The organism is Sphingomonas rubra, from assembly GCF_900115745.1.
In the GTDB taxonomy this organism is placed as follows: domain Bacteria; phylum Pseudomonadota; class Alphaproteobacteria; order Sphingomonadales; family Sphingomonadaceae; genus Sphingomonas; species Sphingomonas rubra.
Genome location: NZ_FOXP01000002.1, coordinates 61,203 through 83,278 on the forward strand (window position 1 = coordinate 61,203; position 22,076 = coordinate 83,278).

Here is a 22,076-nt window from a genome sequence, read left to right on the forward strand (position 1 = left end):
GAGACCCCGGCCTTCGCCGGGGCAAATGATCGATCGAAAGGTATTCTCATGACCAAAATACTGGTGCTCTATTACTCCTCTTACGGCCATATCGAGCAGATGGCCGACGCCGTGGCCGAGGGTGCGCGGGCCGGCGGGGCGGAGGTCGACGTGCGCCGCGTGGCCGAGACGGCGCCGGACGAGGTGGTGAAGGCCGCCCATTTCAAGACCGACACCGCGCACCCCGTGATCGAGAGCCCCGACGCGCTGACGCAGTACGACGCGATCATCGTCGGCGCGCCGACCCGTTACGGGCGGATGCCCGCGCAGATGGCGCAGTTCTGGGACACCACCGGCGGGCTGTGGGCGAAGGGGGCGCTGGTCGGCAAGGTCGGCGGGGCGTTCACCTCCACCGCCAGCCAGCATGGCGGGCAGGAGACGACGCTGTTCTCCATCATCACCAACCTGCTCCACCATGGCCTGTCGATCGTCGGCCTGGATTACGGGTTCCAGGGCCAGATGGGCGTGGCCGAGGTGCGCGGTGGATCGCCCTACGGCGCCACCACGATCGCCGACGGCGACGGCAGCCGTCAGCCGCACGCCGAGGAGCTCGCCGGTGCGCGCTACCAGGGCAAGCGGATCGCGGAGATGGCGGGCAAGCTGTTCGGATAAGCTCCACCGCCATCGTTCCGCGGGCCTCGTGCTAGGCCTTGGCGACATTCCTTCGTCACCCCGGAACAAGCCCGGGGTGACGGAGAAGGACGTGCCTCGAAGGCGTTTTGCATAGAGTCGGATGACATCTCCGACCCGTTCGTGCTGAGCGACGTCGAAGCACCGGCCACAAACCGCCCGCTCGCCGCCTGCCTTCGACGTCGCTCAGGGCGAACGGTGATGGGTCAACATCTCGTCATCCCGTTCCAGAGCCAAGTGGCCGGGCGTGCGTGGCTCTGGATGCCGGGACGGGCCCGGCATGATGGGTTATCGGCGCCGGCGCTTCTTTTCCGGGGGCGGCGCGGGTCGTACCGGTGGGTCGGGCTGGCCGGTCAGGACGATGACGAGTGGCGGGGTAATGCCGGGATCGGCCGGGAACGCCGCGCGTGCCTTGGCGAAGGTGAAGCGCGCCCTGGCGGCTCCCGGCGCGGCGGCGGTGACGCCGACCCAGCGCCAGTGCCACGGCTCCCACTTGACGCCCTGCGCGTTGCCGGGCGGGAAGCTCAGTTCGAAGCCGAAGCGGGGCGCGTTGGCGTGGAGCCAGCGCGCCTGCGGCGTCACCGCCATGCACGCCTCGATGTCGGGGCAGTTGGGCGAGGGGCGCACGGCGAAGTCGATCGCGTAGCCGGTGGTGTGCTCGCTGTGCCCGGCGGGCGCGACGGAAATGGCGCGGTCCTCGCTCGATCCCTGGCCGCCGCCGGCGAACACGCCGCGCTGCCGCTCGACCGATCGGTGGCAGGACAGGCCACGCAGCGCGCCGGGGCCGAGTGCGGCCGCGGCGGCGGCGAGCAGACGCTGCAGGTCGGGCAGCACCTCCGCCCGGACGCGGCATCCGTGCAGGCCGAAGCCGTCGGGCGCGTCGACCAGCTCGCCCGGCGCGACGTCGCCATAGGGATAATGGCCGAGCACGCGACCGTCGGTCGCGGCAGGGATTGCCACTTGGGCGAGAAGGGGCGCCTGGGCGAGAAGAAGCGCGAGCATCGCCGGTGCCTCTGGCATGCGCGGCTCCCCGGTGGCAAGGAGCCGCCATGCACGGCGACCGCGTTCTGTTCCTCGACGGCGAGGCCCTGGTGATCGACAAGCCCGCCGGGCTGCCGGTCGACCGCCCTCGCGACGGCTCGTTGAGCCTGGAGAATCACCTGGAAAGCCTGCGCTTCGGCTTCCAGCGCTGGCCCGTGGCGGTGCACCGGCTCGATCGCGACACCAGCGGCTGCCTGTTGCTCGCGCGCAATCCCAAGGCGGGCGCGCGCTTCCAGCAGGCGTTCGAGCAGGGACTGGTGGAGAAGCGCTACCTGGCGGTGCTCGACGGCTTGGTCGAGGGCGAGGGGGCGGTCGAGCTGGCGCTGGGCAAGACCAGCACCGCCGAGGCGGGATGGCGGATCGTGCCCGACACGCGCGGCAAGGCGGCGCGGACGGCATGGCGCGCGATCGGGGCGCGAGACGGGCAGACGCTGGTCGAGTTCCGGCCGCAGACCGGGCGCACCCACCAGATCCGCGTCCACGCGGCGAGCGGGCTGGGCGCGGCCGTCGTCGGCGACCCGGTTTACGGCCGTGGCGATGCGGGTGGTCCTTCGGCAGGTTCGGGCCCGGGCCCTTCGACAGGCTCAGGACAGGGCATGCTGCTCCATGCCGCCGAGCTGGTGGTGCCGCGACCGGGCAAGGAGCCGATCCGCGGCGAGGCGCCGTTGCCCGAACGGTTCGGCACCTGGGCGGAACTCGCCCAATGATCGCGGTGCCGGAGGACGCGCTCGACGAGCGGTTCCTCGCGGCGACGGGGCCGGGCGGGCAGAACGTCAACAAGGTGGCGACCGCGTGCCAGTTGCGCTGCGACGTGTACCGGCTGGGGCTGCATCCGGAGACCTATCGAAGGCTGAAGCTGTTCGCGGGCAGCCGGCTGACCGCGGGCGGGACGCTGGTGCTGACCGCCCGGCGCTACCGGACGCAGGAGGCGAACAGGGCGGACGCGCGCGAGCGGCTGGCCGAACTGCTCGCCAAGGCGGAGGAGCGCGAGGCGCGGCGGGTGAAGACCAAGCCGAGCCGCGCGGCCAAGGCGCGGCGGGTGGACGAGAAGAAGGGCCGATCCCAGGTCAAGGCGGGGCGCGGCCGGATAAGGATGGACTGATGTACGAATTCGACGTGGACGCCGGTTCCAAGGCGGCGCTGTACCGCGACCTGCTGAAGGCGACGGAGGCGGTGACCGCGGACGAGCCCGACGCGGTCGCCAACATGGCCAACGCCGCGGCGCTGCTGTGGCAGTACCTGCCCGACCTGAACTGGGCCGGCTTCTACCGCACGGTCGGCGACGAGCTGGTGCTGGGGCCGTTTCAGGGCAAGGCGGCGTGCATCCGCATCCCGTTCGGCCGCGGCGTCTGCGGCGCGGCAGCGGCGTCGGCGAGCACGCAGCGGGTCGACGACGTACACGCCTTTCCCGGCCATATCGCCTGCGACGCGGCGAGCCGGTCCGAACTGGTGGTCCCGATCGTCCGCGACGGGGCGGTGCTGGGCGTGATCGATCTCGACAGCCCGGTGCCGGCGCGGTTCGATGCCGAGGACGCGCACGGGTGCGAGGCGATCGCGGCGCTGCTCGCCCGGCGGCTCTGATCGGGACAGCGTGGTCGCGCGCCAAGGGGAAGGAAACGGGATGCGGACGCTTCTGATCGCCGGACTGGTCATGGTGCTGGCGGCCGGCGACGCGGCCGAGGCACAGCGCGACGGTCGCGGTGATGGTGCGCGGTCGGCTGGTACTCGGCGATCGCGAGAGGGTGTCGTCCGTTCCTGGCCCCAGCGCGAGGGCCGCTGGGTCGGCGGCTGGAACGCGCCGGGCGGCTGGGACGGTTACCGCCCGCTCCGTCCGGGTCAGGCGCTGCCGCCTTATTGGGGGCAGCCGGACTTCGCGGTCGGCAACTGGGCGGACTATGCGCTCGCCCCGCCGCCCGGCGGCGCTTACTGGTCGCGCTACTATGACGACGCGGTGCTGATCGACGGAGACGGTACGGTGTACGACACGGTCGACGGGATCGACTGGCACCGGGCCGACCGCCCCGCGCGAGCCGGCCGCGCGAAACCCGCGCCGGGCGTCACGACGGTCACGGCGAGCGACGGCTATGTCGGCGCGCGCGGTTCGGTGGTGACCACCACCAGCGAGGTGCCGAAGCGGCCTCGGTGACGGCGGCGCGGCGCCCTCAGCTCAGCCGGTCGATCTCCTCGCGCGTCAGCGAGCCCGGCACGATCATCACCGGGACGGACAGCGCGCCCGCGTCGGCACCGGTGAAGTGCGTCACCAGCGCGCCGGGTGCCCCGCTGGCCGCGGCGCCGAGCACCAGCGCGGCGATGTCCGGATTGGCGGTGATGGTATCGCGGATCACCCTGGGGCCGTCCCCGTCCTTGATCCGCAGCGTCGGGCGCAGTCCCGATTCGGCGATCAGCGTGCCTGCGGCGGCGGCGACCAGCCCCTCGGCGCGCTGCCGCTCCTCCGCCTCGATCGTCGCCTGCACGCCCCCGAACGCGATGAACTCCTGCGGTGGCAGCAGCGCCAGGATCTCGACGCCGCCGCCGGTCTTGACCGCGCGGCGCGCGGCGAAGCGCAGCGCGATCTCCGCTTCCGGGCTGTCGTCGATCACCACCAGATAGATGCGCATGACGATGGTGTGACGCGTGCCGATGCCCCGCGCAAGGGTTGACCGGGGCGCGCATGGGGACGAGAGAACGTGCCGCTACGGAACGCCGCCCGGCCGAGACTTATAGGGACCTTCCATGTCGATCGAGATCAAGATGCCCGCGCTGTCGCCGACCATGGAGGAGGGCACGCTCGCCAAATGGCTGGTCAAGGAGGGCGACCAGGTGAAGTCCGGCGACATCATGGCCGAGATCGAGACCGACAAGGCGACCATGGAGTTCGAGGCGGTCGACGAGGGCATCATCGCCAAGATCCTGGTGCCCGAGGGGACCGACAACGTGAAGGTCGGCGCCGCCATCGCGATCCTGGCGGAGGAAGGCGAGGATGCTTCCTCCGTCGAGACGTCGGCGAAGTCGGACACGCCCCGACCGACGAAGTCGGACACGCCGCAACCGACCGATCCCGAGTTCAAGGGCCGCCCCGATCCAAGCGATCCCAACGCCAAGGGCAACGAGGGCGAGAAGGTGGAGCGGACCGAGGCGAGTGCCGAGGATCACGGCCGGCCCGACAACGCCGGTGCCGAACCGACGCCGGCCACGCCGAGCGGCGGCGACGGTTCGCGCGTGAAGGCAAGCCCGCTCGCGCGGCGGATCGCGGCGGAGAAGGGCGTGGACCTCGCCGCCGTCAGCGGCTCCGGGCCCAACGGCCGCATCGTCAAGGCGGACGTCGAGGGCGCGGGCGCGGTGCCGAGCGGAGCCAAGGCTCCGGATGCCGCGGCTCCTGCCAAGGCCGAAGCCGCGTCGCCGCCCGTCGCACCGGCGCCGGCCGCCAAGCCGGCGGCGATCCCCGACGTGCCGCACGAGGCGACCAAGCTGTCGAACGTCCGCAAGACGATCGCGCGCCGCCTGACCGAGTCGAAGCAGCAGGTGCCGCACATCTACCTGACGGTGGACGTGCGCCTCGACGCGCTGTTGAAGCTGCGGGCCGAGCTCAACCAGTCGCTCGAGGGCCGCGGCGTCAAACTGTCGGTCAACGACATGCTGGTGAAGGCGCTGGGCGTCGCACTGGTGCAGGTGCCGGCGTGCAACGTGATGTTCACGCCGGATCAGCTGATTACCTTCGCGCGCGCCGACATCTCGGTCGCGGTGTCGACGCCGTCGGGGCTCATCACGCCGATCATCAAGGAAGCGGACAGCCGCTCGCTGTCGTCCATCTCAACCGCGATGAAGGACCTCGCCGCCCGCGCACGCGACAACAAGCTGAAGCCAGAGGAATATCAGGGCGGCACCGCCTCGATCAGCAACATGGGCATGTTCGGCATCACCCAGTTCGACGCGGTCATCAACCCGCCCCAGGGCATGATCCTGGCGGTCGGCGCGGGTGAGAAGCGCCCGGTCGTGAACGGCGACGAGCTGGGCGTCGCGACGGTGATGTCGGCGACCGGCAGCTTCGACCACCGCGCGATCGATGGGGCGGACGGCGCGCAGCTGATGAAGGCGTTCCGCGAGCTGGTCGAGCGCCCGCTGGGCATGCTCGCCTGAGGCCGGGACGGGGTATCGGCATGGGAAGGCGGGCGCTGACCGAGCTGTTCTTCATCGTCGCGGGGCTCGCCGCGGCGTGGGTGATGACGAAGCTCGCCATGTGGGCCTATCCGCTGGGCCGCGACGTGATCCGCTGGTGCGGGCTCGCCGCCATGCTGGCGACGATCGTGATGGGGGTGGGGCCACTCGCCCGCGCGGTACGCGCCGATCGGGCGCGGTCATGACGGATCGGCTGCCCGACACCGCGCCGACGATCCGCGTCACCGCCATGCCGGGCGACGCCAATCCGTATGGCGACATCTTCGGCGGCTGGCTGATGGGCCAGATGGACTTGGCGGCGGGCTCCGTCGCGTCGCGCCATGCCAAGGGCCGCGCGGTGACGATCGCGTGCGACGCGATGAAGTTCCACGCGCCCGTGCTGGTCGGCGACGAGGTGTCGGTCTACGCGACGCTGATCGCGGTCGGCCGCACCTCCATGACGATCGAGGTCGAGGCGTGGCGCCGAGCCCGTCACGTCGAGGACGCGTGCAAGGTGACGCAGGCGCGCTTCGTCTTCGTCGCCACCGACGAGAACCGCCAGCCGCGCACCGTGCCGGCATTGTCATCAACGCATGTCGCCGAGGCGGCACCCCCACCATCGGGAACGATCCATGGCTGACACCTACGACCTCATCATTCTCGGCTCCGGGCCTGGCGGCTACGTCGCGGCGATCCGCGCGTCGCAGCTGGGCATGAAGGTGGCGATCGTCGAGCGCGAGCGGTTGGGCGGGATCTGCCTCAACTGGGGATGCATCCCGACCAAGGCGCTGCTGCGCACGTCGGAAGTCTACCATTACATGACGCACGCCAAGGATTACGGGTTGAAGGCGGACAATGTCGGCTTCGACCTGGGCGCGATCGTCGATCGCAGCCGCAAGGTGGCCGGTCAGCTCAACGCGGGCGTCAAGGGCCTGATGAAGAAGCACAAGGTCGCGGTGCACGAGGGTGTCGGCGCGCTGACCGGCAAGGGCAAGCTCAGCGTCAAGCGCGGCGACGAGACGGTCGAACTCTCCGCCAAGCACATCCTGATCGCCACCGGCGCGCGCGCGCGCGACCTGCCCTTCGCCAAGGCGGACGGGAATCGCATCTGGACCTATCGCCACGCAATGGTGCCGAAGGAGATGCCGACCAAGCTGCTGGTCATCGGATCGGGCGCGATCGGCGTGGAGTTCGCCAGCTTCTACAACGACATGGGCGCCGAGGTGACGATCGTCGAGATGCTGCCGCGCATCCTGCCGGTCGAGGACGAGGAGGTCAGCGCCTTCATGGAAAAGCAGCTGACCAAGCAGGGAATCAGGATCGTCACCGGCGCGGGCGTCGAGAAGATCGACGTGGGCAAGGATGGCGTGAAGGCGTCGATCAAGGGCAAGGACGGCAAGGTCACCGCCGAGGAGTACAGCCACGTCGTCGTCGCGATCGGCATCATCCCCAACACCGAGGAGATCGGGCTGGAGGCGCTGGGCGTCGAGACGGAACGCGGGCAGATCAAGGTCGACGGCTTCGGTCGCACCAACGTCGAGGGCGTGTACGCGATCGGCGACGTGACGGGCGCGCCCTGGCTGGCGCACAAGGCCAGCCACGAGGGCATCGTCTGCGTCGAAAAAATCGCCGGCGAGGAGCCGCACCCGTTCGAGGTGTGGAACATTCCCGGCTGCACCTACTCGCGCCCGCAGGTGGCGAGCGTCGGGCTGACCGAGGCCAAGGCCAAGGAAGCGGGCCATGAGGTGAAGGTCGGCAAGTTCCCCTTCATCGGCAACGGCAAGGCGATCGCGCTGGGCGAGGCGGAGGGCTTCGTGAAGACGGTGTTCGACGCCAAGACGGGCGAACTGCTCGGCGCGCACATGATCGGCGCGGAGGTGACCGAGCTGATCCAGGGCTACGTTATCGCGCGCCAGTTGGAGACGACCGAGGCCGAGCTGATGGAGACGGTGTTCGCGCATCCGACGCTGAGCGAGATGATGCACGAGAGCGTGCTGGGCGCTTACGGCCGCGCGATCCACATCTGAGGCGTCGCTCATCGGCGACGCGGCCCGCGTTCGTGCGCTGCTGATCGATGCGGCGCGCGCGGGCCATGCGGTCAGCTATGCCGGGCTGCTCGGGCGGCTGGGGATCGGTTTCACCCGCCCGAAGATGCGCGCGCTGTGCCGCACGCTGACGCGGATCGACGACGACGCGGCGGCGGCGGGCGAGCCGGACCTCGCCGTGCTGGTGGTGCGCGCGAGCGACGCGCTGCCGGGGCAGGGCTGGTGGACGAGCCACGCCGCGGCGACGGGCTATGCCGGTGGATGGACGGGGCCGGTTGCGATCGAGGAGGTCGCGCGGTTGCAGGAGTTGGCGTTCCGGTATTTGTCTTCTCCGCCACTTCGTTCGCCCTGAGGAGAGACTGAGCTTGTCGAAGGCTCGTCTCGAAGGGCATGTGCTTCGAGACGGCGCTTCGACTTCGCTCAGCGCCTCCTCAGCACGAACGGAGTGGGTGGCATGACGATACGGATTTCGACGGCGGCGCTCGCCTTGGCACTCGCCGTCGCCACTCCCGCCCACGCCGACACCGTGGTCGTGACCGCCGCCCACCTCGTCGATCCCGCCGCGGGCCGCACGCTGGACGACCCCATGATCGTCATCACCGATGGCCGCATCGTCGCGGTCGCCGTGCGCGGGCAGGCCAAGCCCGCCACCCCGCCGGACGCGCGCCGCATTGACCTGCCGGGCAAGACGTTGCTCCCCGGCCTGATCGACATGCACGTCCACCTGGACGCGGACGCCACGATCGGCGGCTACAAGCGGCTCGATTACACCGACAGCTTCTGGCAGGCGGTCGGCGTCGGCAACGCGCGCAAGATGCTGGAGGCGGGATTCACCACCGTCCGCAACGTCGACTCGGAGGATTACAACGATGTCGGCCTGAAACAGGCGGTCGACGGCGGCTGGATCGTCGGGCCGCGGATCGTGCCCGCGGGCTACGCGCTCGGCTCGACCGGCGGCCACTGCGACGGCACCGAGGGGCTGCCGCCCAGGTTCGCAAGCGTGCCCAATCCGTCCGTCGCCGACGGCCCCGACGGCTATCGCCGCCTCGTCCGCACACAGCGGAAATACGGGGCCGAGGTCATCAAGATCTGCGCCACCGGCGGCGTCCTGTCGAAGCGCGACGCGCCGGGCGCGCAGCAGATGAGCCTGGACGAGATGAAGGCGGTCGCCGACGAGGCGCATCTGCTGGGCATGAAGGTCGCCGCGCACGCCCACGGCAAGGCGGGGATCGACGACGCGCTGCGCGCCGGCATCGACACGATCGAGCATGCCAGCCTCGCCGATGCGGGCTCGTTCAAGCTGGCGAAGGAGCACGGCGCCTGGTTCTCGATGGACGTGTACGACGATGATTACATCCTGGCCGAGGGTGCGAAGAACGGCGTCCACCCGGAGAGCCTGGAGAAGGAGCGGCAGATCGGCCGCAAGCAGCGCGAGACGTTCCGCGCGGCGCACGCGGCGGGCGTGAAGATGGTGTTCGGCACCGACAACGGCGCGGTCTTCCCCGCCGGGCAGAACGCGCTCCAGTTCGCCAAGATGGTCCAATGGGGGATGACGCCGGTGGAGGCGATCCGGTCGGCGACGACGAACGCGGCCGAGGCGCTGGGGCGCGATGATGTCGGCCGGGTCGCGGTCGGCCGCTGGGGCGATCTCGTCGCGGTGGACGGCGATCCGACCCGCGACGTGCGGCTGCTCGAGCGGCCCGCGGCGGTGGTGAAGGGCGGGGTGCGCGTACGGTGAGCTTGCCGCGATCATCCCGATCGCCGGAACGAGGCGCCGACCGGGTGGTTAAGCGGTGAAGATACAAGGAGCATCACCTGCATGGCGACCAAGGCACCCGTCCGCTTCGACCCGTCAGTGGAGGATGTGAAGCCCAACGAGGGCGAGGTGATCCAGGATCTGGAACATTCGTTCAAGCAGATCCTCGACACCACTTCGGAAGACTATCAGCACGCCGTCCGCTCGGTTCATGCCAAGGCGCACGGCATCGCCAAGGGAACCTTCACCGTCCATGGCGACTTGCCGGCGGAACTGGCGCAAGGGCTGTTCGCGCGGGCCGGCGAGTATGAGACGATTGTCCGCATCTCTACCAATCCCGGCGACATCCTCGACGATTCGATCTCGGTCCCGCGCGGTTTCGCGATCAAGGTGATCGGTGTCGAGGGTGAGCGGCTTCCGGGCGCGGAGGGCGACGTCACTCAAGACTTCATCCTGGTCAACGGCCCCGTCTTCGCGGCGCCGACGGCCGAGGCGTTCGGCAAGAACCTGAAACTGCTCGCGTCGACCACCGACAAGGCGGAGGGCGGCAAGAAGCTGCTGTCCGGCGTGCTCCAGGCACTCAACGCGCCGCTGGTCGCACTGGGCATGGAATCGTCCAAGCTGTCGCAGATGGGCGGCGCGCCCAACGTCCATCCGTTGGGCGAGACCTATTACTCGCAGACGCCGTTCCGCTTCGGCGACTACATCGCCAAATTCGCGCTGAAACCCGTGTCGAAGACGATGACCGAGCTGACCGGCGACACCGTCGACACGACCGACCGGCCGGACGCCTTGCGCGAGGTGGTGAACGAGGTGATCCAGAGCCAGGGCGGCACCTGGGAGTTCCAGGTCCAGCTCAACCGCGACCTGGACGACATGCCGGTCGAGGACCCGACGCAGGAGTGGAGCGAGAAGGACAGTCCTTACGTCACCGTCGCGACGCTGACGGTGCCGCACCAGATCAGCTGGGAACATCAGGCGTCCGACAAGGTCGACGACGCGCTGTCTTACAACATCTGGCACGGGCTCGCCGCGCACCGCCCGCTCGGCAACGTCAACCGCGCGCGCAACGATCCGTACAAATTCTCGGCCGATTACCGGGGCCGGTACAATGGCTGCCCGATGCACGAGCCGCGGGCGCTTTCCGACCTGCCCTGAATGGGTTGACGCTGGCGGGATTGATGGAGAAGGGCGAACGCATGGCCAAGCTCTTCCACGTCAGCGACGTTCATTTCGGCAAGGAGGACAAGGCGGCGATCGCCTGGTTCGCCGAGCGGGTCGAGATGGAGAAGCCCGACGCCGTCATCATGACCGGCGACCTGACGATGCGCGCCCGCACCCGCGAGTTCGAGGCGGGCGGCGCCTGGCTGAAAAGCCTCGCCGCGCCGGTGACGGTGGAGATCGGCAACCACGACATTCCCTATTACTGGGACCCGATCCGCCGCTTCATCGCGCCCTACACCCGCTACGCCGCGATCGAGCGGATGATCGAGCGGCCGCTGGAGCTGCCCGGCGTCACCGTGGTGCCGCTGAAGACGATCGCGCGCGCGCAGTGGCGGATGAACTGGTCCAAGGGCTATGTGGGCCGCGCCTCGCTCGCCCGCGCGCTGCAGCTGATCGCCGACGCACCCAAGGGCAATCTGATCTTCGTCGCCGCGCATCATCCCCTGATCGAGGCCGGGACCAAGGGCACTGCCAAGACGTGGCGGGGCGAAGAGGCGCTGAGCGAGCTCGCCGCGGCGGGCGCGCACGCGGTATTGTCCGGCCACGTCCACGATCCGTTCGACGTGCCCGTCCACCGATCGGGCCGGATGATCCGGATGATCGGCGCGGGCACGCTCTCCGTCCGCACCCGCAACAGCCCGCCGGGGTTCAACGAGCTCCGCGTCCACGGCGACCAGTTCGAGACTCTGTCGCGGACGCAGAGCGACGAACCGAAACACTCGATCAGCGAGACGGTGGAGACCAGCTACTAAGCGGCGTGCCGCTTACGACCTATGCGATAACCGCCACGTTCAAGACCAACCCCGTCGCGCTATCCGAACTGCTGAAGGATTGCGCCCGAGGCGATATGCAATTGCGGGCCGGTGTGTACCGCGATCACGTGAGAGAAAAGGGCGCTTTGCTCGACGACGGTGACGAGGAGGCGGCGGCGATCGAGGCGCTGGCGGCCTGACCGAGAAGAGTTGAGCGGCATCGTGCGATAGCCCACCAGCGATCGCGACACGAAAAAGCCGCCGCCCGGCATCTCGGACGGCGGCTCCTTCATCGACCCGGCTGAACGATCAGTCGTTCAGATACTCGCCGGCATCCGCATCGGTGCCCGTGCCCGAGGTCACGACCTCGGCCAGCGCGTCGTCACCGGTGCCGGTGTCGTCGCGGGGGGAGCGCGCATCCTCGGCCGCCTTCTGCTCCGCCGCCGAGATCGGCGCGACGATCGCCGCCGACAGCGCGCGCTGCTGCGCGCGGAGCGCCACGTCGCGGCTGGTGGCTGCGACACGCAGGCGGTTCATGCCCGCGCCGGTGCCCGCCGGGATCAGCCGGCCGACGATCACGTTCTCCTTCAGGCCCATCAGCGTGTCCTGCTTGCCCTGGACCGCCGCCTCGGTGAGGACGCGGGTGGTCTCCTGGAACGACGCCGCCGAGATGAAGCTGCGGGTCTGCAGCGACGCCTTGGTGATGCCGAGCAGGATGGGCTTGCCCTGCGCCGCCGTCTGGTTCTTCTCCAGCTTGGCGTTGATCGCGTCCATCTCCTCGCGATCGACCTGCTCGCCCTTCAGCAGCGTGGTGTCGCCGCCGTCGGTGATCTCGACCTTCTGCAGCATCTGACGGACGATCGTCTCGATGTGCTTGTCGTTGATCTTCACGCCCTGGAGGCGATAGACTTCCTGGATTTCCGACACGAGATACTCGGCCAGCGGCTCGATCCCCATCGTCTCCAGGATGTCGTGCGGATCGGGCGAGCCGCCGATCAGGTTATCGCCGCGCTTGACATAGTCGCCTTCCTGCACGTCGATGACCTTGGACTTGGGCACGAGGTACTCGACCACATCGCCGCCGTCCTCCGGCTGGATACCGATCTTGCGCTTGGCCTTATAGTCCTTGCCGAACACGACCCGGCCGGAGACCTTGGCGATGACCGCCGCCTCCTTGGGGACGCGCGCCTCGAACAACTCGGCCACGCGCGGCAGACCGCCGGTGATGTCGCGCGTCTTGGCCGACTCGCGGCTGACACGCGCCAGCACGTCGCCCGCCTGCACCTCGGCATTGTCGTCGACCGACAGCACCGCGCCCGACGCCAGCATGTAGCGGGCGGCCTCGCTCTCGTCCGATCCGGTCAGGGTCAGGCGGGGGCGGAGGTCCTCCTTCGACTTGGTGGTCGTGCGGTACTCGATCACGACGCGCTGGGCGATGCCCGTCGCCTCGTCGGTCTGCTCGGTGAGCGTCTTGCCCTCGATCAGGTCCTGGTACTTCACGATACCGCCGGTTTCCGTGATAACCGGCATGGTGAACGGGTCCCACTCCGCCATCCGGTCGCCCTTCGACAGCATGTGGCCGTCGTCGAACGCCACGTACGCGCCGTAGGGGATGCGGTGCGACGAGAGCTCGCGGCCGTCCATGTCGACGATCACGATCTCGCCCGAGCGGCTGAGCACCACGCGGCGGCCACGCTGGTCGACGATCAGGCGCAGGTCCTTGAACTGGGCGGTGCCGTCGACCGGCGCCTCCAGGTTGGACTGCTCGTTGAGCTGCGCCGCACCACCGATGTGGAAGGTGCGCATCGTCAGCTGCGTGCCCGGCTCGCCGATCGACTGCGCCGCGATTACGCCGACCGCCTCACCGATGTTGACCGGCGTGCCGCGGGCGAGGTCGCGCCCGTAGCATTTGCCGCAGACGCCGATCTTCGACTCGCAGATCAGCGGCGAGCGGATTTTCATCCCCTGCACGCCGATCGCCTCGATCTGCGCGACCATCGCCTCGTCGAGCAGGGTGCCCGTCGGGATGGCGATCTCGCCCGTCTTCGGATCGACCACGTCCTCCATCGTCGTCCGGCCGAGGATGCGCTCGCCGAGCGACGCGATGGTCGAGCCGCCCTGCACGATCGCCTTCATCTCCAGCGCGCGCTCCGTGCCGCAATCCTCCTCGACGATGACGCAATCCTGCGACACGTCGACGAGGCGACGGGTGAGGTAGCCCGAGTTGGCCGTCTTCAACGCCGTGTCCGCGAGGCCCTTGCGGGCGCCGTGGGTGGAGTTGAAGTATTCGAGGACGGTCAGGCCTTCCTTGAAGTTCGAGATGATCGGCGTCTCGATGATCTCGCCCGACGGCTTGGCCATCAGCCCGCGCATGCCGGCGAGCTGCTTGATCTGCGCCTGGCTACCGCGGGCACCCGAGTGCGCCATCATGTAGATCGAGTTGATGTCCTTCTCGCGGCCCTTGTTGGGGCCGTCTTCATAGTGACGGACAGCCTTGATCTCGTTCATCATCGAGTTCGCGACCTGGTCGCCGCAGCGGCTCCAGGCGTCGATCACCTTGTTGTACTTCTCCTGCTGGGTGATCAGGCCGTCCTGATACTGCTGCTCGAAGTCCTTCACCTGGTCGCGCGTCTCGTCGACCAGCTTGTCCTTGTCCGGCGCGATGATCATGTCGTCCTTGCCGAACGAGATGCCAGCGCGGAACGCGTGGCGGAAGCCCAGCGCCATGATGGCGTCGGCGAACAGCACCGTCTCCTTCTGGCCGGTGTGGCGATAGACCTCGTCGATCACGTCGCCGACGTCCTTCTTGGTGAGGAGGCGGTTGACGGTCTCGAACGGCACCTTGGACGATTTCGGCAGCGTCTCGCCGAGCAGCATGCGGCCCGGCGTCGTCTCGAAGCGCTTGAGGTACTGGTTGCCGCTCTCGTCGGTCTGGGGCACGCGGCTGGTGATCTTGGTGTGCAGCGTCACCGATCCGGCGAACAGCGCCTGGTGCACCTCCTCCATGTCGGCCAGCACCATGCCCTCGCCGGGCTCTCCCTCCTTCATCATCGAGAGGTAGTAGAGGCCCAGCACCATGTCCTGCGACGGCACGATGATCGGCTTGCCGTTGGCGGGGCTGAGGATGTTGTTGGTCGACATCATCAGCACGCGCGCCTCCAGCTGCGCTTCCAGGCTCAGCGGCACGTGGACGGCCATCTGGTCGCCGTCGAAGTCGGCGTTGAACGCCGAGCAGACCAGCGGGTGGAGCTGGATGGCCTTGCCCTCGATCAGCACCGGCTCGAACGCCTGGATGCCGAGGCGGTGGAGCGTCGGCGCGCGGTTCAGCATCACCGGATGCTCGCGGATCACCTCGTCCAGGATGTCCCAGACTTCCTTGCGCTCCTTCTCGACCCACTTCTTAGCCTGCTTCAGGGTCATCGACAGACCCTTGGCGTCGAGACGCGCGTAGATGAACGGCTTGAACAGCTCGAGCGCCATCTTCTTCGGCAGGCCGCACTGGTGCAGCTTCAGCTCCGGACCCGTCACGATGACCGAGCGGCCCGAATAGTCGACGCGCTTGCCGAGCAGGTTCTGGCGGAAGCGGCCCTGCTTGCCCTTCAGCATGTCGGACAGCGACTTGAGCGGACGCTTGTTGGCGCCCGTGATCGTCCGACCGCGACGGCCATTGTCGAACAGCGCGTCGACCGCTTCCTGCAACATGCGCTTCTCGTTGCGGACGATGATGTCCGGCGCGCGCAGTTCCATCAGCCGCTTGAGGCGGTTGTTGCGGTTGATGACGCGGCGGTACAGGTCGTTGAGGTCCGACGTCGCGAAGCGTCCGCCGTCCAGCGGCACCAGCGGGCGCAGCTCGGGCGGGATGACCGGCACGACTTCGAGGATCATCCACTCGGGCCGGTTGCCCGACTCGAGGAACGACTCGACGACCTTCAGGCGCTTGATGATCTTCTTGGGCTTCAGCTCCGACTTGGTCGTCGCCAGCTCTTCGAGCAGGTCACGCTTCTCGCCCTCGAGGTCGAGGTTCTCCAGCATGATGCGCACGGCCTCGGCGCCGATCCCGGCCGAGAAGGCGTCCTCGCCATACTGGTCCTGCGCGTCGAGCAGCTCGTCCTCGGTCAGGAGCGAGTATTTCTCCAGCGGGGTCAGGCCCGGCTCGATGACGATGTACGCCTCGAAGTACAGCACGCGCTCGAGCTGCTTCAGCTGCATGTCGAGCAGCAGGCCGATGCGGCTCGGCAGCGACTTCAGGAACCAGATGTGCGCGACCGGTGCAGCCAGTTCGATATGGCCCATCCGCTCGCGGCGGACCTTGGAGACGGTAACCTCGACGCCGCACTTCTCGCAGACGATGCCCTTGTACTTCATGCGCTTGTACTTGCCGCACAGGCACTCGTAATCCTTGATCGGACCGAAGATGCGCGCGCAGAACAGGCCGTCACGCTCGGGCTTGAACGTGCGATAGTTGATCGTCTCGGGCTTCTTGATCTCGCCGAATGACCAGGACCGGATCTTGTCCGGGGACGCGATGCCAATCTGGATCTGGTCGAAGGTCTCCGGCTTGGCGACCGGATTGGCGAAGTTGGTCAGTTCGTTCATGACTGTCCTCTAAATCTCTTTATCCTCTCCCACCGGGAGAGGAAGGGACCCGCCAGCGAAGCTGGTGGGAAGGTGAGGGCAGGGCAGTTACCTGTCCTCACCCTTCCGGCGCTGTGCGCCTCCCTCCCTCTCCCGCCGGGAGAGGGAGGCACAGGTTACTCCGCGGCCAGCGCCACGCCGTCGTCGTCCTCGGACGCCTCTTCGGCGTTCTTGAGATCGACGTTGAGGCCCAGCGAGCGCATTTCCTTGACGAGCACGTTGAAGCTCTCCGGGATGCCGGCCTCGAACGTGTCGTCGCCCTTGACGATCGCCTCGTAGACCTTGGTGCGGCCGACCACGTCGTCCGACTTCACCGTCAGCATCTCCTGCAAGGTATACGCCGCGCCGTAGGCCTGGAGCGCCCAGACCTCCATCTCGCCGAAGCGCTGGCCGCCGAACTGCGCCTTGCCGCCCAGCGGCTGCTGGGTGACGAGCGAGTAGGGGCCGATCGACCGGGCGTGGATCTTGTCGTCGACCAAGTGGTGCAGCTTCAGCATGTAGATGATGCCCACCGTCACCTTGCGGTCGAACTTGTCGCCGGTGCGTCCGTCGAACAGGTCCGACTGACCCGACACGTCGAGCCCGGCCAGTTCCAGCATCGCCGCCACGTCCGCCTCGACCGCGCCGTCGAACACCGGCGTGCCCATCGGCACGCCGCCGCGCAAATTCTCGGCCAGCTCGACGATCTCCTGGCCGTCGCGGGCCTCGATATCGTCGACGTAATGCTCGCCATAGACTTCCTTCAGGCGATCCTTGACCGCGTCGGGCATCGCGCCCGCCTTGGCGTCCGGATTGGCCTCGCGCCATTCCTCCAGCTGATGCGCGATCTGTTGGCCGAGGCCGCGCGCGGCCCAGCCGAGGTGCGTCTCGAAGATCTGGCCGACGTTCATGCGGCTCGGCACGCCCAGCGGGTTGAGCACCAGGTCGACCGGCGTTCCGTCCGCGAGGAAGGGCATGTCCTCCTGCGGCAGGATGCGGCTGATGACGCCCTTGTTGCCGTGACGGCCGGCCATCTTGTCGCCCGGCTGCAGCTTGCGCTTCACCGCCACGAACACCTTGACCATCTTGAGCACGCCCGGCGGCAGCTCGTCGCCCCGCTCCAGCTTCTCGCGGCGATCCTCGAACTTCGCGCGGATCAGGCCGGCGGCATCGTCATACTGCTGCTTCACCGCCTCCAGATCGCCCTGGACCTTGTCGTCGGCGACCGCGAACTTCCACCATTCGTGACGGTCGACCGAGTCGAGCGTCGCCATGTCGATGACGGCGCCCTTCTTCGGCCCGCCCTTCGGCACCGCCGTCGCGGTCTGGTCGAGCAGCATCTCGCGCAGGCGGCTCCAGGTCGCCCGGTTGAGGATCGCGCGCTCGTCGTCCGAGTCCTTCTTCAGGCGCTCGATCTCCTCGCGCTCGATCGCCATCGCGCGCTCGTCCTTGTCGATGCCGTGGCGATTGAACACGCGCACGTCGACGATCGTCCCCGACACGCCCGGCGGCAGGCGCAGCGACGTGTCGCGCACGTCGGATGCCTTCTCGCCGAAGATGGCGCGGAGCAGCTTCTCCTCCGGCGTCATCGGGCTTTCGCCCTTGGGCGTGATCTTGCCGACCAGGATGTCGCCCGGCTCCACCTCGGCGCCGATATAGACGATGCCCGCCTCGTCGAGGTTGCGCAGCGCCTCCTCGCCGACATTGGGGATGTCGCGGGTGATGTCCTCCGGCCCCAGCTTGGTGTCGCGGGCCATCACCTCGAACTCGTCGATATGGATCGACGTGAACACGTCGTCCTTCACGATCCGCTCGGAGATGAGGATCGAGTCCTCGTAGTTGTAGCCGTTCCACGGCATGAACGCGACGAGCGCGTTGCGGCCCAGCGCCAGCTCGCCGAACTCCGTCGACGGGCCGTCGGCGAGCACGTCGCCCGCCATCACCACGTCGCCCACCTTCACCAGCGGACGCTGGTTGATGCAGGTCGACTGGTTCGAACGCTGGAACTTCATCAGCGTGTAGATGTCGACGCCCGACTTCCCCGCATCGACGTCACCCGTGGCGCGGATCACGATACGGCTGGCGTCGACCTGGTCGACGATGCCGGCGCGCTTGGCCGAGATCGCCGCGCCCGAATCGCGCGCCACCGTTTCTTCCATGCCGGTGCCGACGAACGGCGCCTCGGCCCGGACCAGCGGCACCGCCTGGCGCTGCATGTTCGAGCCCATCAGCGCGCGGTTGGCGTCGTCGTTCTCCAGGAACGGGATCAGCGACGCGGCGACCGACACCAGCTGCTTGGGGCTGACGTCCATCAGCGTGATGGTGTCGGGCAGCGCCATCAGGAACTCGCCCGCCTGACGTGCCGAGACCAGATCGTCGGTGAACGCGCCGCTCTCGTCCAGCTCGGCCGAGGCCTGCGCGATCGTGTGCTTGGCCTCCTCCATCGCCGACAGGTAGACGACGTCGTTGGTCACCTTGCCGTCGATGATCTTGCGGTACGGCGTCTCGATGAAGCCGTACTTGTTCACCCGGCTGAACGACGCCAGCGAGTTGATGAGGCCGATGTTCGGGCCTTCCGGCGTCTCGATCGGGCAGATGCGGCCGTAATGCGTCGGGTGAACGTCGCGCACCTCGAAGCCCGCGCGCTCGCGGGTCAGGCCGCCCGGCCCGAGCGCCGAGACGCGACGCTTGTGCGTCACTTCGGACAGCGGGTTGGTCTGGTCCATGAACTGCGACAGCTGCGACGAGCCGAAGAACTCGCGCACCGCGGCGACCGCCGGCTTGGCATTGATGAGGTCGTTCGGCATCACGGTGGACACGTCGACCGACGACATGCGCTCCTTCACCGCGCGCTCCATGCGCAGCAGGCCGACGCGATACTGGTTCTCCAGCAGCTCGCCCACCGAGCGCACACGACGGTTGCCGAGATTGTCGATGTCGTCGATCTCGCCCTTGCCGTCCTTCAGGTCGACCAGGGTCTTGATGACGGCGAGGATATCCTCGGTGCGCAGCGTCGTCACCGTGTCCTCGGCATCGAGGTCGAGGCGCATGTTGAGCTTAACGCGGCCGACCGCCGACAGGTCGTAGCGGTCGGGATCGAAGAACAGGCCGGCGAACAGCGACTCGGCGGTCTCCAGCGTCGGCGGCTCGCCGGGGCGCATCACACGGTAGATGTCCGACAGCGCCTGCTCGCGCTCCTCGGCCTTGTCCGCCTTCAGCGTGTTGCGGATCCACGGGCCGGTCGAGACATGGTCGATGTCGAGCAGCTCGACCTCGGTGATGCCCGCCTGGTCCAGCTTCTCCAGATTGTCCGGCCCGATCTCGTCACCCGCCTCGACGTAGATTTCGCCCGTCGCCTCGTTGATGAGGTCGAAGGCGGAGTAGCGGCCGTAGATTTCCTCGGTCGGGATCAGCAGCTCGGCAAGGCCGTCCTTGGCCGCCTTGTTGGCGGCGCGGGGGCTGATCTTCTGCTGGGCGGCGAACACCACCTCGCCCGACTTGGCGTCGACGATGTCGAACAGCGGCTTCACGCCGCGCCAGTTCTCCGCCGCGAAGGGGATCACCCAGCCGCCCTGGCCGCGCACGTAGCTGACGCGGTTGTAGAAGTGCGACAGGATGTCCTCGCTGGTCATCCCCAGCGCGAACAGCAGCGCCGTCACCGGCAGCTTGCGCTTGCGGTCGATGCGGACGTTGACGATGTCCTTGGCGTCGAACTCGAAGTCGAGCCACGAGCCGCGATACGGGATCACCCGCGCCGCGAACAGGTACTTGCCCGACGCGTGCGTCTTGCCGCGATCATGGTCGAACAGCACGCCGGGGCTGCGGTGCATCTGCGACACGATGACGCGCTCGGTGCCGTTGATGAAGAAGGTGCCGTTCTCGGTCATGAGCGGCATGTCGCCCATGTAAACGTCCTGCTCCTTGATATCGATGACCGACTTGGCCTCGGTATCCGGATCAACCTCGAACGCGGTCAGGCGCAGCGTCACGCGCATCGGCGCGGCGTAGGTGATGCCGCGCTGGCGGCACTCCTCCACGTCGAACTTCGGCGGCTCCAGCACGTAATCGTCGAAGTCGAGATAGGCGGTGCCGGCGAAATCCTGGATCGGGAACACGCTGCGCAGCGTCTTCTCCAGGCCGGACACGTGGCCGGTGCTCTTGTCCGAGCGCAGGAACTGCTCGTAGCTCTCGCGCTGCACCTCGATCAGGTTCGGCATCTGCACGACTTCGTGGATGTTGCCGAATACCTTGCGGATGCGCCGCTTGGCGGTGCCGCCCTTGTGCTCGCGCCGCGCTGTCGCGCCGTCGATCGCCTTGGTCGCCATAAAGTCTTATGCCCTCGGAAGAGTCAGCAGGAATATCGGGCGCAAAAGATCGGACGGCAAAAAGCCGATCGCAACGGGTGCGTCGGCTTGATAGCGTCCGGAACCGGCAGTTCCCCATTCTATCGATGCGCTGCGCGACGGCGCGTCGGTTCCCGGGAGCTGTGGCAAGGGTCGCGATATAGGCGGCGTGCCGGGGGTCGTCAACCGAAGCGCTCGGGCAGCGATCCGGGGTGAACGGCTCGTCGCCGTCGTGCCGCACTTCGTCGCAGCGCCGCTTGCGGGGAACGAGGTTCTGGTGCCGCGCGGGTGGCGATGTACCGCTTCCCACCGCGTCTTCTCGCGACGCTCGTCCTGCCTGCCGTTCCGCTCGCCGCCCAGGAGGTGCCGCCAGTCGCGCCGACACCCACTGCGACACCCACGCCTGTGCCGGAGCCGATCCTCGCGCCGTCGGTACCGATCGTCCTGCCGTCGCCCGAGCCGACGTCGACGCCGCGCGCGGTCGAGACGCCGGCCGCGCGTCCATCCCCGCGACCGACCGTGGCGCCGTCGCCGACCCCTGTTCCGATCCCATCCGCCGCGCCAGCGCCGACCCCCGTTCCGACCCCCTCCGCCGCACCGTCGCCGCAACCGAGCGTCAGTGCGGTGCCGCCCGCGGTGATCGCCTCGCCGCTGCCGACCACCGACGATCGCGATAACGGTGGATCGCGCACCTGGTTCTGGATGCTCGGCGCGGGCGTGCTGCTGATCGGTGCGATCGGATTGTGGCTCGCGCGTCGTCAGCGGACGCCCGAGGACGAGGAGATCGAGGTCGCCGCCGTTCCCGACGATACGGTCGCGGTCGGGCCGCCCGCCTTTCTGGCTCCGGCGGCCATCTCCACCCCGCTGGCCTTGCGCTTTCGCCCGACGCGTGTCGGCTTCAACATGCTGAGTGCGACGGCGGAGGGTGAGTTGACCGTCGCCAATGAGGGCGCGGTCCCGGTGTCCGGCCTGCGGGTTCGCGCCGGCCTGCTGGGCGCGCATGCCGAACAGGAAGCGGACGTGGCCGAGTTCCTCGCCCAGCCGATGGGGCGGCCGGTCGCGCCTGTGTTCGATCTCGCGCCGGGAGAACGGCGGACCTTGCGCGTCGTCGCGGCGGTGCCGCGTGAGGCGATGCGGACGCTCACCGCCGCGGGGCGGCCGATGTTCGTGCCGGTGCTCACCGCCGACGTGCGCGCCGACGACGGAACGCAGGTGGCGCAAGGCTTCGCGATCGGGGCGGAGCGGGTCGACTCGGCCAAGCTCGCGCCGTTCTGGCTGGACGTGCCCGATCGGGCATACACGGCGGTCGCGGCGCGGGAACACGGGCCGGCGGTGGTGCGGCGGGGGTAGGCCGCCAACTTCGTCATGCCGGGCTCGTCCCGGCATCCAGGGCGACGAGCGCCGGGGCCGTAAAGAAGAAGGGCGGCTCCCCGCGTGTGGGAAGCCGCCCTTCTTTTCAGCCAAGCCGTCATGGGAA

General features: G+C 68.4%; 19 protein-coding genes. 15 read left to right on the forward strand and 4 right to left on the reverse strand.

The window, feature by feature from the left end:
• Positions 1 to 48: 48 nt before the first annotated feature.
• Positions 49 to 651, forward strand: a complete 603-nt coding sequence (gene wrbA / locus BM145_RS02740; RefSeq protein ID WP_093331026.1) for an NAD(P)H:quinone oxidoreductase — start codon at positions 49 to 51, stop codon at positions 649 to 651.
• Positions 652 to 957: 306 nt separating this feature from the next.
• Here wrbA and BM145_RS02745 read toward each other — a convergent pair whose 3' ends face one another.
• Positions 958 to 1,689, reverse strand: coding sequence for a M15 family metallopeptidase (locus tag BM145_RS02745; RefSeq protein ID WP_093331029.1), 732 nt, complete (start codon positions 1,687 to 1,689; stop codon positions 958 to 960).
• 29 nt (positions 1,690 to 1,718) lie between these two features.
• Between BM145_RS02745 and BM145_RS02750 the strand changes: the two genes are divergently transcribed.
• Genes BM145_RS02750 through BM145_RS02765 form a run of 4 tightly spaced genes read left to right on the forward strand, consistent with a single transcriptional unit; the run spans position 1,719 to position 3,856 of the window.
• Positions 1,719 to 2,417, forward strand: a complete 699-nt coding sequence (locus BM145_RS02750; RefSeq protein WP_093331030.1) for an RluA family pseudouridine synthase — start codon at positions 1,719 to 1,721, stop codon at positions 2,415 to 2,417.
• Positions 2,414 to 2,812 carry an alternative ribosome rescue aminoacyl-tRNA hydrolase ArfB gene (arfB, locus tag BM145_RS02755; RefSeq protein WP_093331032.1) on the forward strand — a complete coding sequence of 133 codons (399 nt, stop codon included), beginning with the start codon at positions 2,414 to 2,416 and terminating at the stop codon, positions 2,810 to 2,812. The genes BM145_RS02750 and arfB overlap by 4 nt, the downstream gene beginning before the upstream one ends.
• Entirely contained in the window at positions 2,812 to 3,291 is a 480-nt protein-coding gene (locus BM145_RS02760; protein ID WP_093331034.1) for a GAF domain-containing protein, read from the forward strand. The genes arfB and BM145_RS02760 overlap by 1 nt, the downstream gene beginning before the upstream one ends.
• Before the next feature lie 40 nt (positions 3,292 to 3,331).
• Complete coding sequence (locus BM145_RS02765) at positions 3,332 to 3,856, forward strand: RcnB family protein (RefSeq protein ID WP_177200067.1); 525 nt, start codon at positions 3,332 to 3,334, stop codon at positions 3,854 to 3,856.
• A gap of 16 nt (positions 3,857 to 3,872) precedes the next feature.
• Here BM145_RS02765 and BM145_RS02770 read toward each other — a convergent pair whose 3' ends face one another.
• On the reverse strand, positions 3,873 to 4,328 hold the full coding sequence (locus BM145_RS02770; protein ID WP_093331041.1) for a universal stress protein: 456 nt from the start codon (positions 4,326 to 4,328) through the stop codon (positions 3,873 to 3,875).
• A 115-nt stretch (positions 4,329 to 4,443) separates the two neighbouring features.
• Between BM145_RS02770 and BM145_RS02775 the strand changes: the two genes are divergently transcribed.
• From BM145_RS02775 to BM145_RS02815, 9 genes are all read left to right on the forward strand, one after another.
• Entirely contained in the window at positions 4,444 to 5,847 is a 1,404-nt protein-coding gene (locus BM145_RS02775) for a pyruvate dehydrogenase complex dihydrolipoamide acetyltransferase (RefSeq protein ID WP_093331043.1), read from the forward strand.
• Positions 5,848 to 5,867: 20 nt separating this feature from the next.
• Positions 5,868 to 6,071 (forward strand): hypothetical protein, encoded by a 204-nt coding sequence (locus tag BM145_RS02780; protein ID WP_093331045.1) that lies wholly within the window; start codon positions 5,868 to 5,870, stop codon positions 6,069 to 6,071.
• Positions 6,068 to 6,505, forward strand: a complete 438-nt coding sequence (locus tag BM145_RS02785; protein WP_093331048.1) for an acyl-CoA thioesterase — start codon at positions 6,068 to 6,070, stop codon at positions 6,503 to 6,505. Before BM145_RS02780 ends, BM145_RS02785 begins: the two co-directional genes overlap by 4 nt.
• Positions 6,498 to 7,892 carry a dihydrolipoyl dehydrogenase gene (lpdA, locus tag BM145_RS02790; RefSeq protein WP_093331050.1) on the forward strand — a complete coding sequence of 465 codons (1,395 nt, stop codon included), beginning with the start codon at positions 6,498 to 6,500 and terminating at the stop codon, positions 7,890 to 7,892. Before BM145_RS02785 ends, lpdA begins: the two co-directional genes overlap by 8 nt.
• 124 nt (positions 7,893 to 8,016) lie before the next feature.
• Positions 8,017 to 8,262 carry a hypothetical protein gene (locus BM145_RS02795; protein WP_342741791.1) on the forward strand — a complete coding sequence of 82 codons (246 nt, stop codon included), beginning with the start codon at positions 8,017 to 8,019 and terminating at the stop codon, positions 8,260 to 8,262.
• Positions 8,263 to 8,364: 102 nt separating this feature from the next.
• Complete coding sequence (locus BM145_RS02800; protein WP_093331055.1) at positions 8,365 to 9,648, forward strand: Xaa-Pro dipeptidase; 1,284 nt, start codon at positions 8,365 to 8,367, stop codon at positions 9,646 to 9,648.
• Positions 9,649 to 9,729: 81 nt separating this feature from the next.
• Positions 9,730 to 10,824 (forward strand): catalase family protein, encoded by a 1,095-nt coding sequence (locus BM145_RS02805; protein ID WP_093331058.1) that lies wholly within the window; start codon positions 9,730 to 9,732, stop codon positions 10,822 to 10,824.
• Positions 10,825 to 10,865: 41 nt separating this feature from the next.
• Complete coding sequence (locus BM145_RS02810) at positions 10,866 to 11,642, forward strand: metallophosphoesterase family protein (RefSeq protein ID WP_093331718.1); 777 nt, start codon at positions 10,866 to 10,868, stop codon at positions 11,640 to 11,642.
• A 5-nt stretch (positions 11,643 to 11,647) separates the two neighbouring features.
• A complete protein-coding gene (locus BM145_RS02815) occupies positions 11,648 to 11,842 on the forward strand; it encodes a hypothetical protein (RefSeq protein WP_093331060.1) in 195 nt (64 codons plus the stop codon).
• Between the two features lie 109 nt (positions 11,843 to 11,951).
• Here BM145_RS02815 and rpoC read toward each other — a convergent pair whose 3' ends face one another.
• Entirely contained in the window at positions 11,952 to 16,238 is a 4,287-nt protein-coding gene (gene rpoC, locus BM145_RS02820) for a DNA-directed RNA polymerase subunit beta' (protein WP_093331063.1), read from the reverse strand.
• 155 nt (positions 16,239 to 16,393) lie between these two features.
• Positions 16,394 to 20,581 carry a DNA-directed RNA polymerase subunit beta gene (rpoB, locus tag BM145_RS02825; RefSeq protein WP_093331065.1) on the reverse strand — a complete coding sequence of 1,396 codons (4,188 nt, stop codon included), beginning with the start codon at positions 20,579 to 20,581 and terminating at the stop codon, positions 16,394 to 16,396.
• Between the two features lie 312 nt (positions 20,582 to 20,893).
• On the opposite strand from rpoB, the gene BM145_RS02830 reads away from it, so the two are divergent.
• Positions 20,894 to 21,949: a hypothetical protein gene (locus BM145_RS02830; protein ID WP_143090088.1), complete on the forward strand. Its 1,056-nt coding sequence runs from the start codon at positions 20,894 to 20,896 to the stop codon at positions 21,947 to 21,949.
• Positions 21,950 to 22,076: the final 127 nt, after the last annotated feature.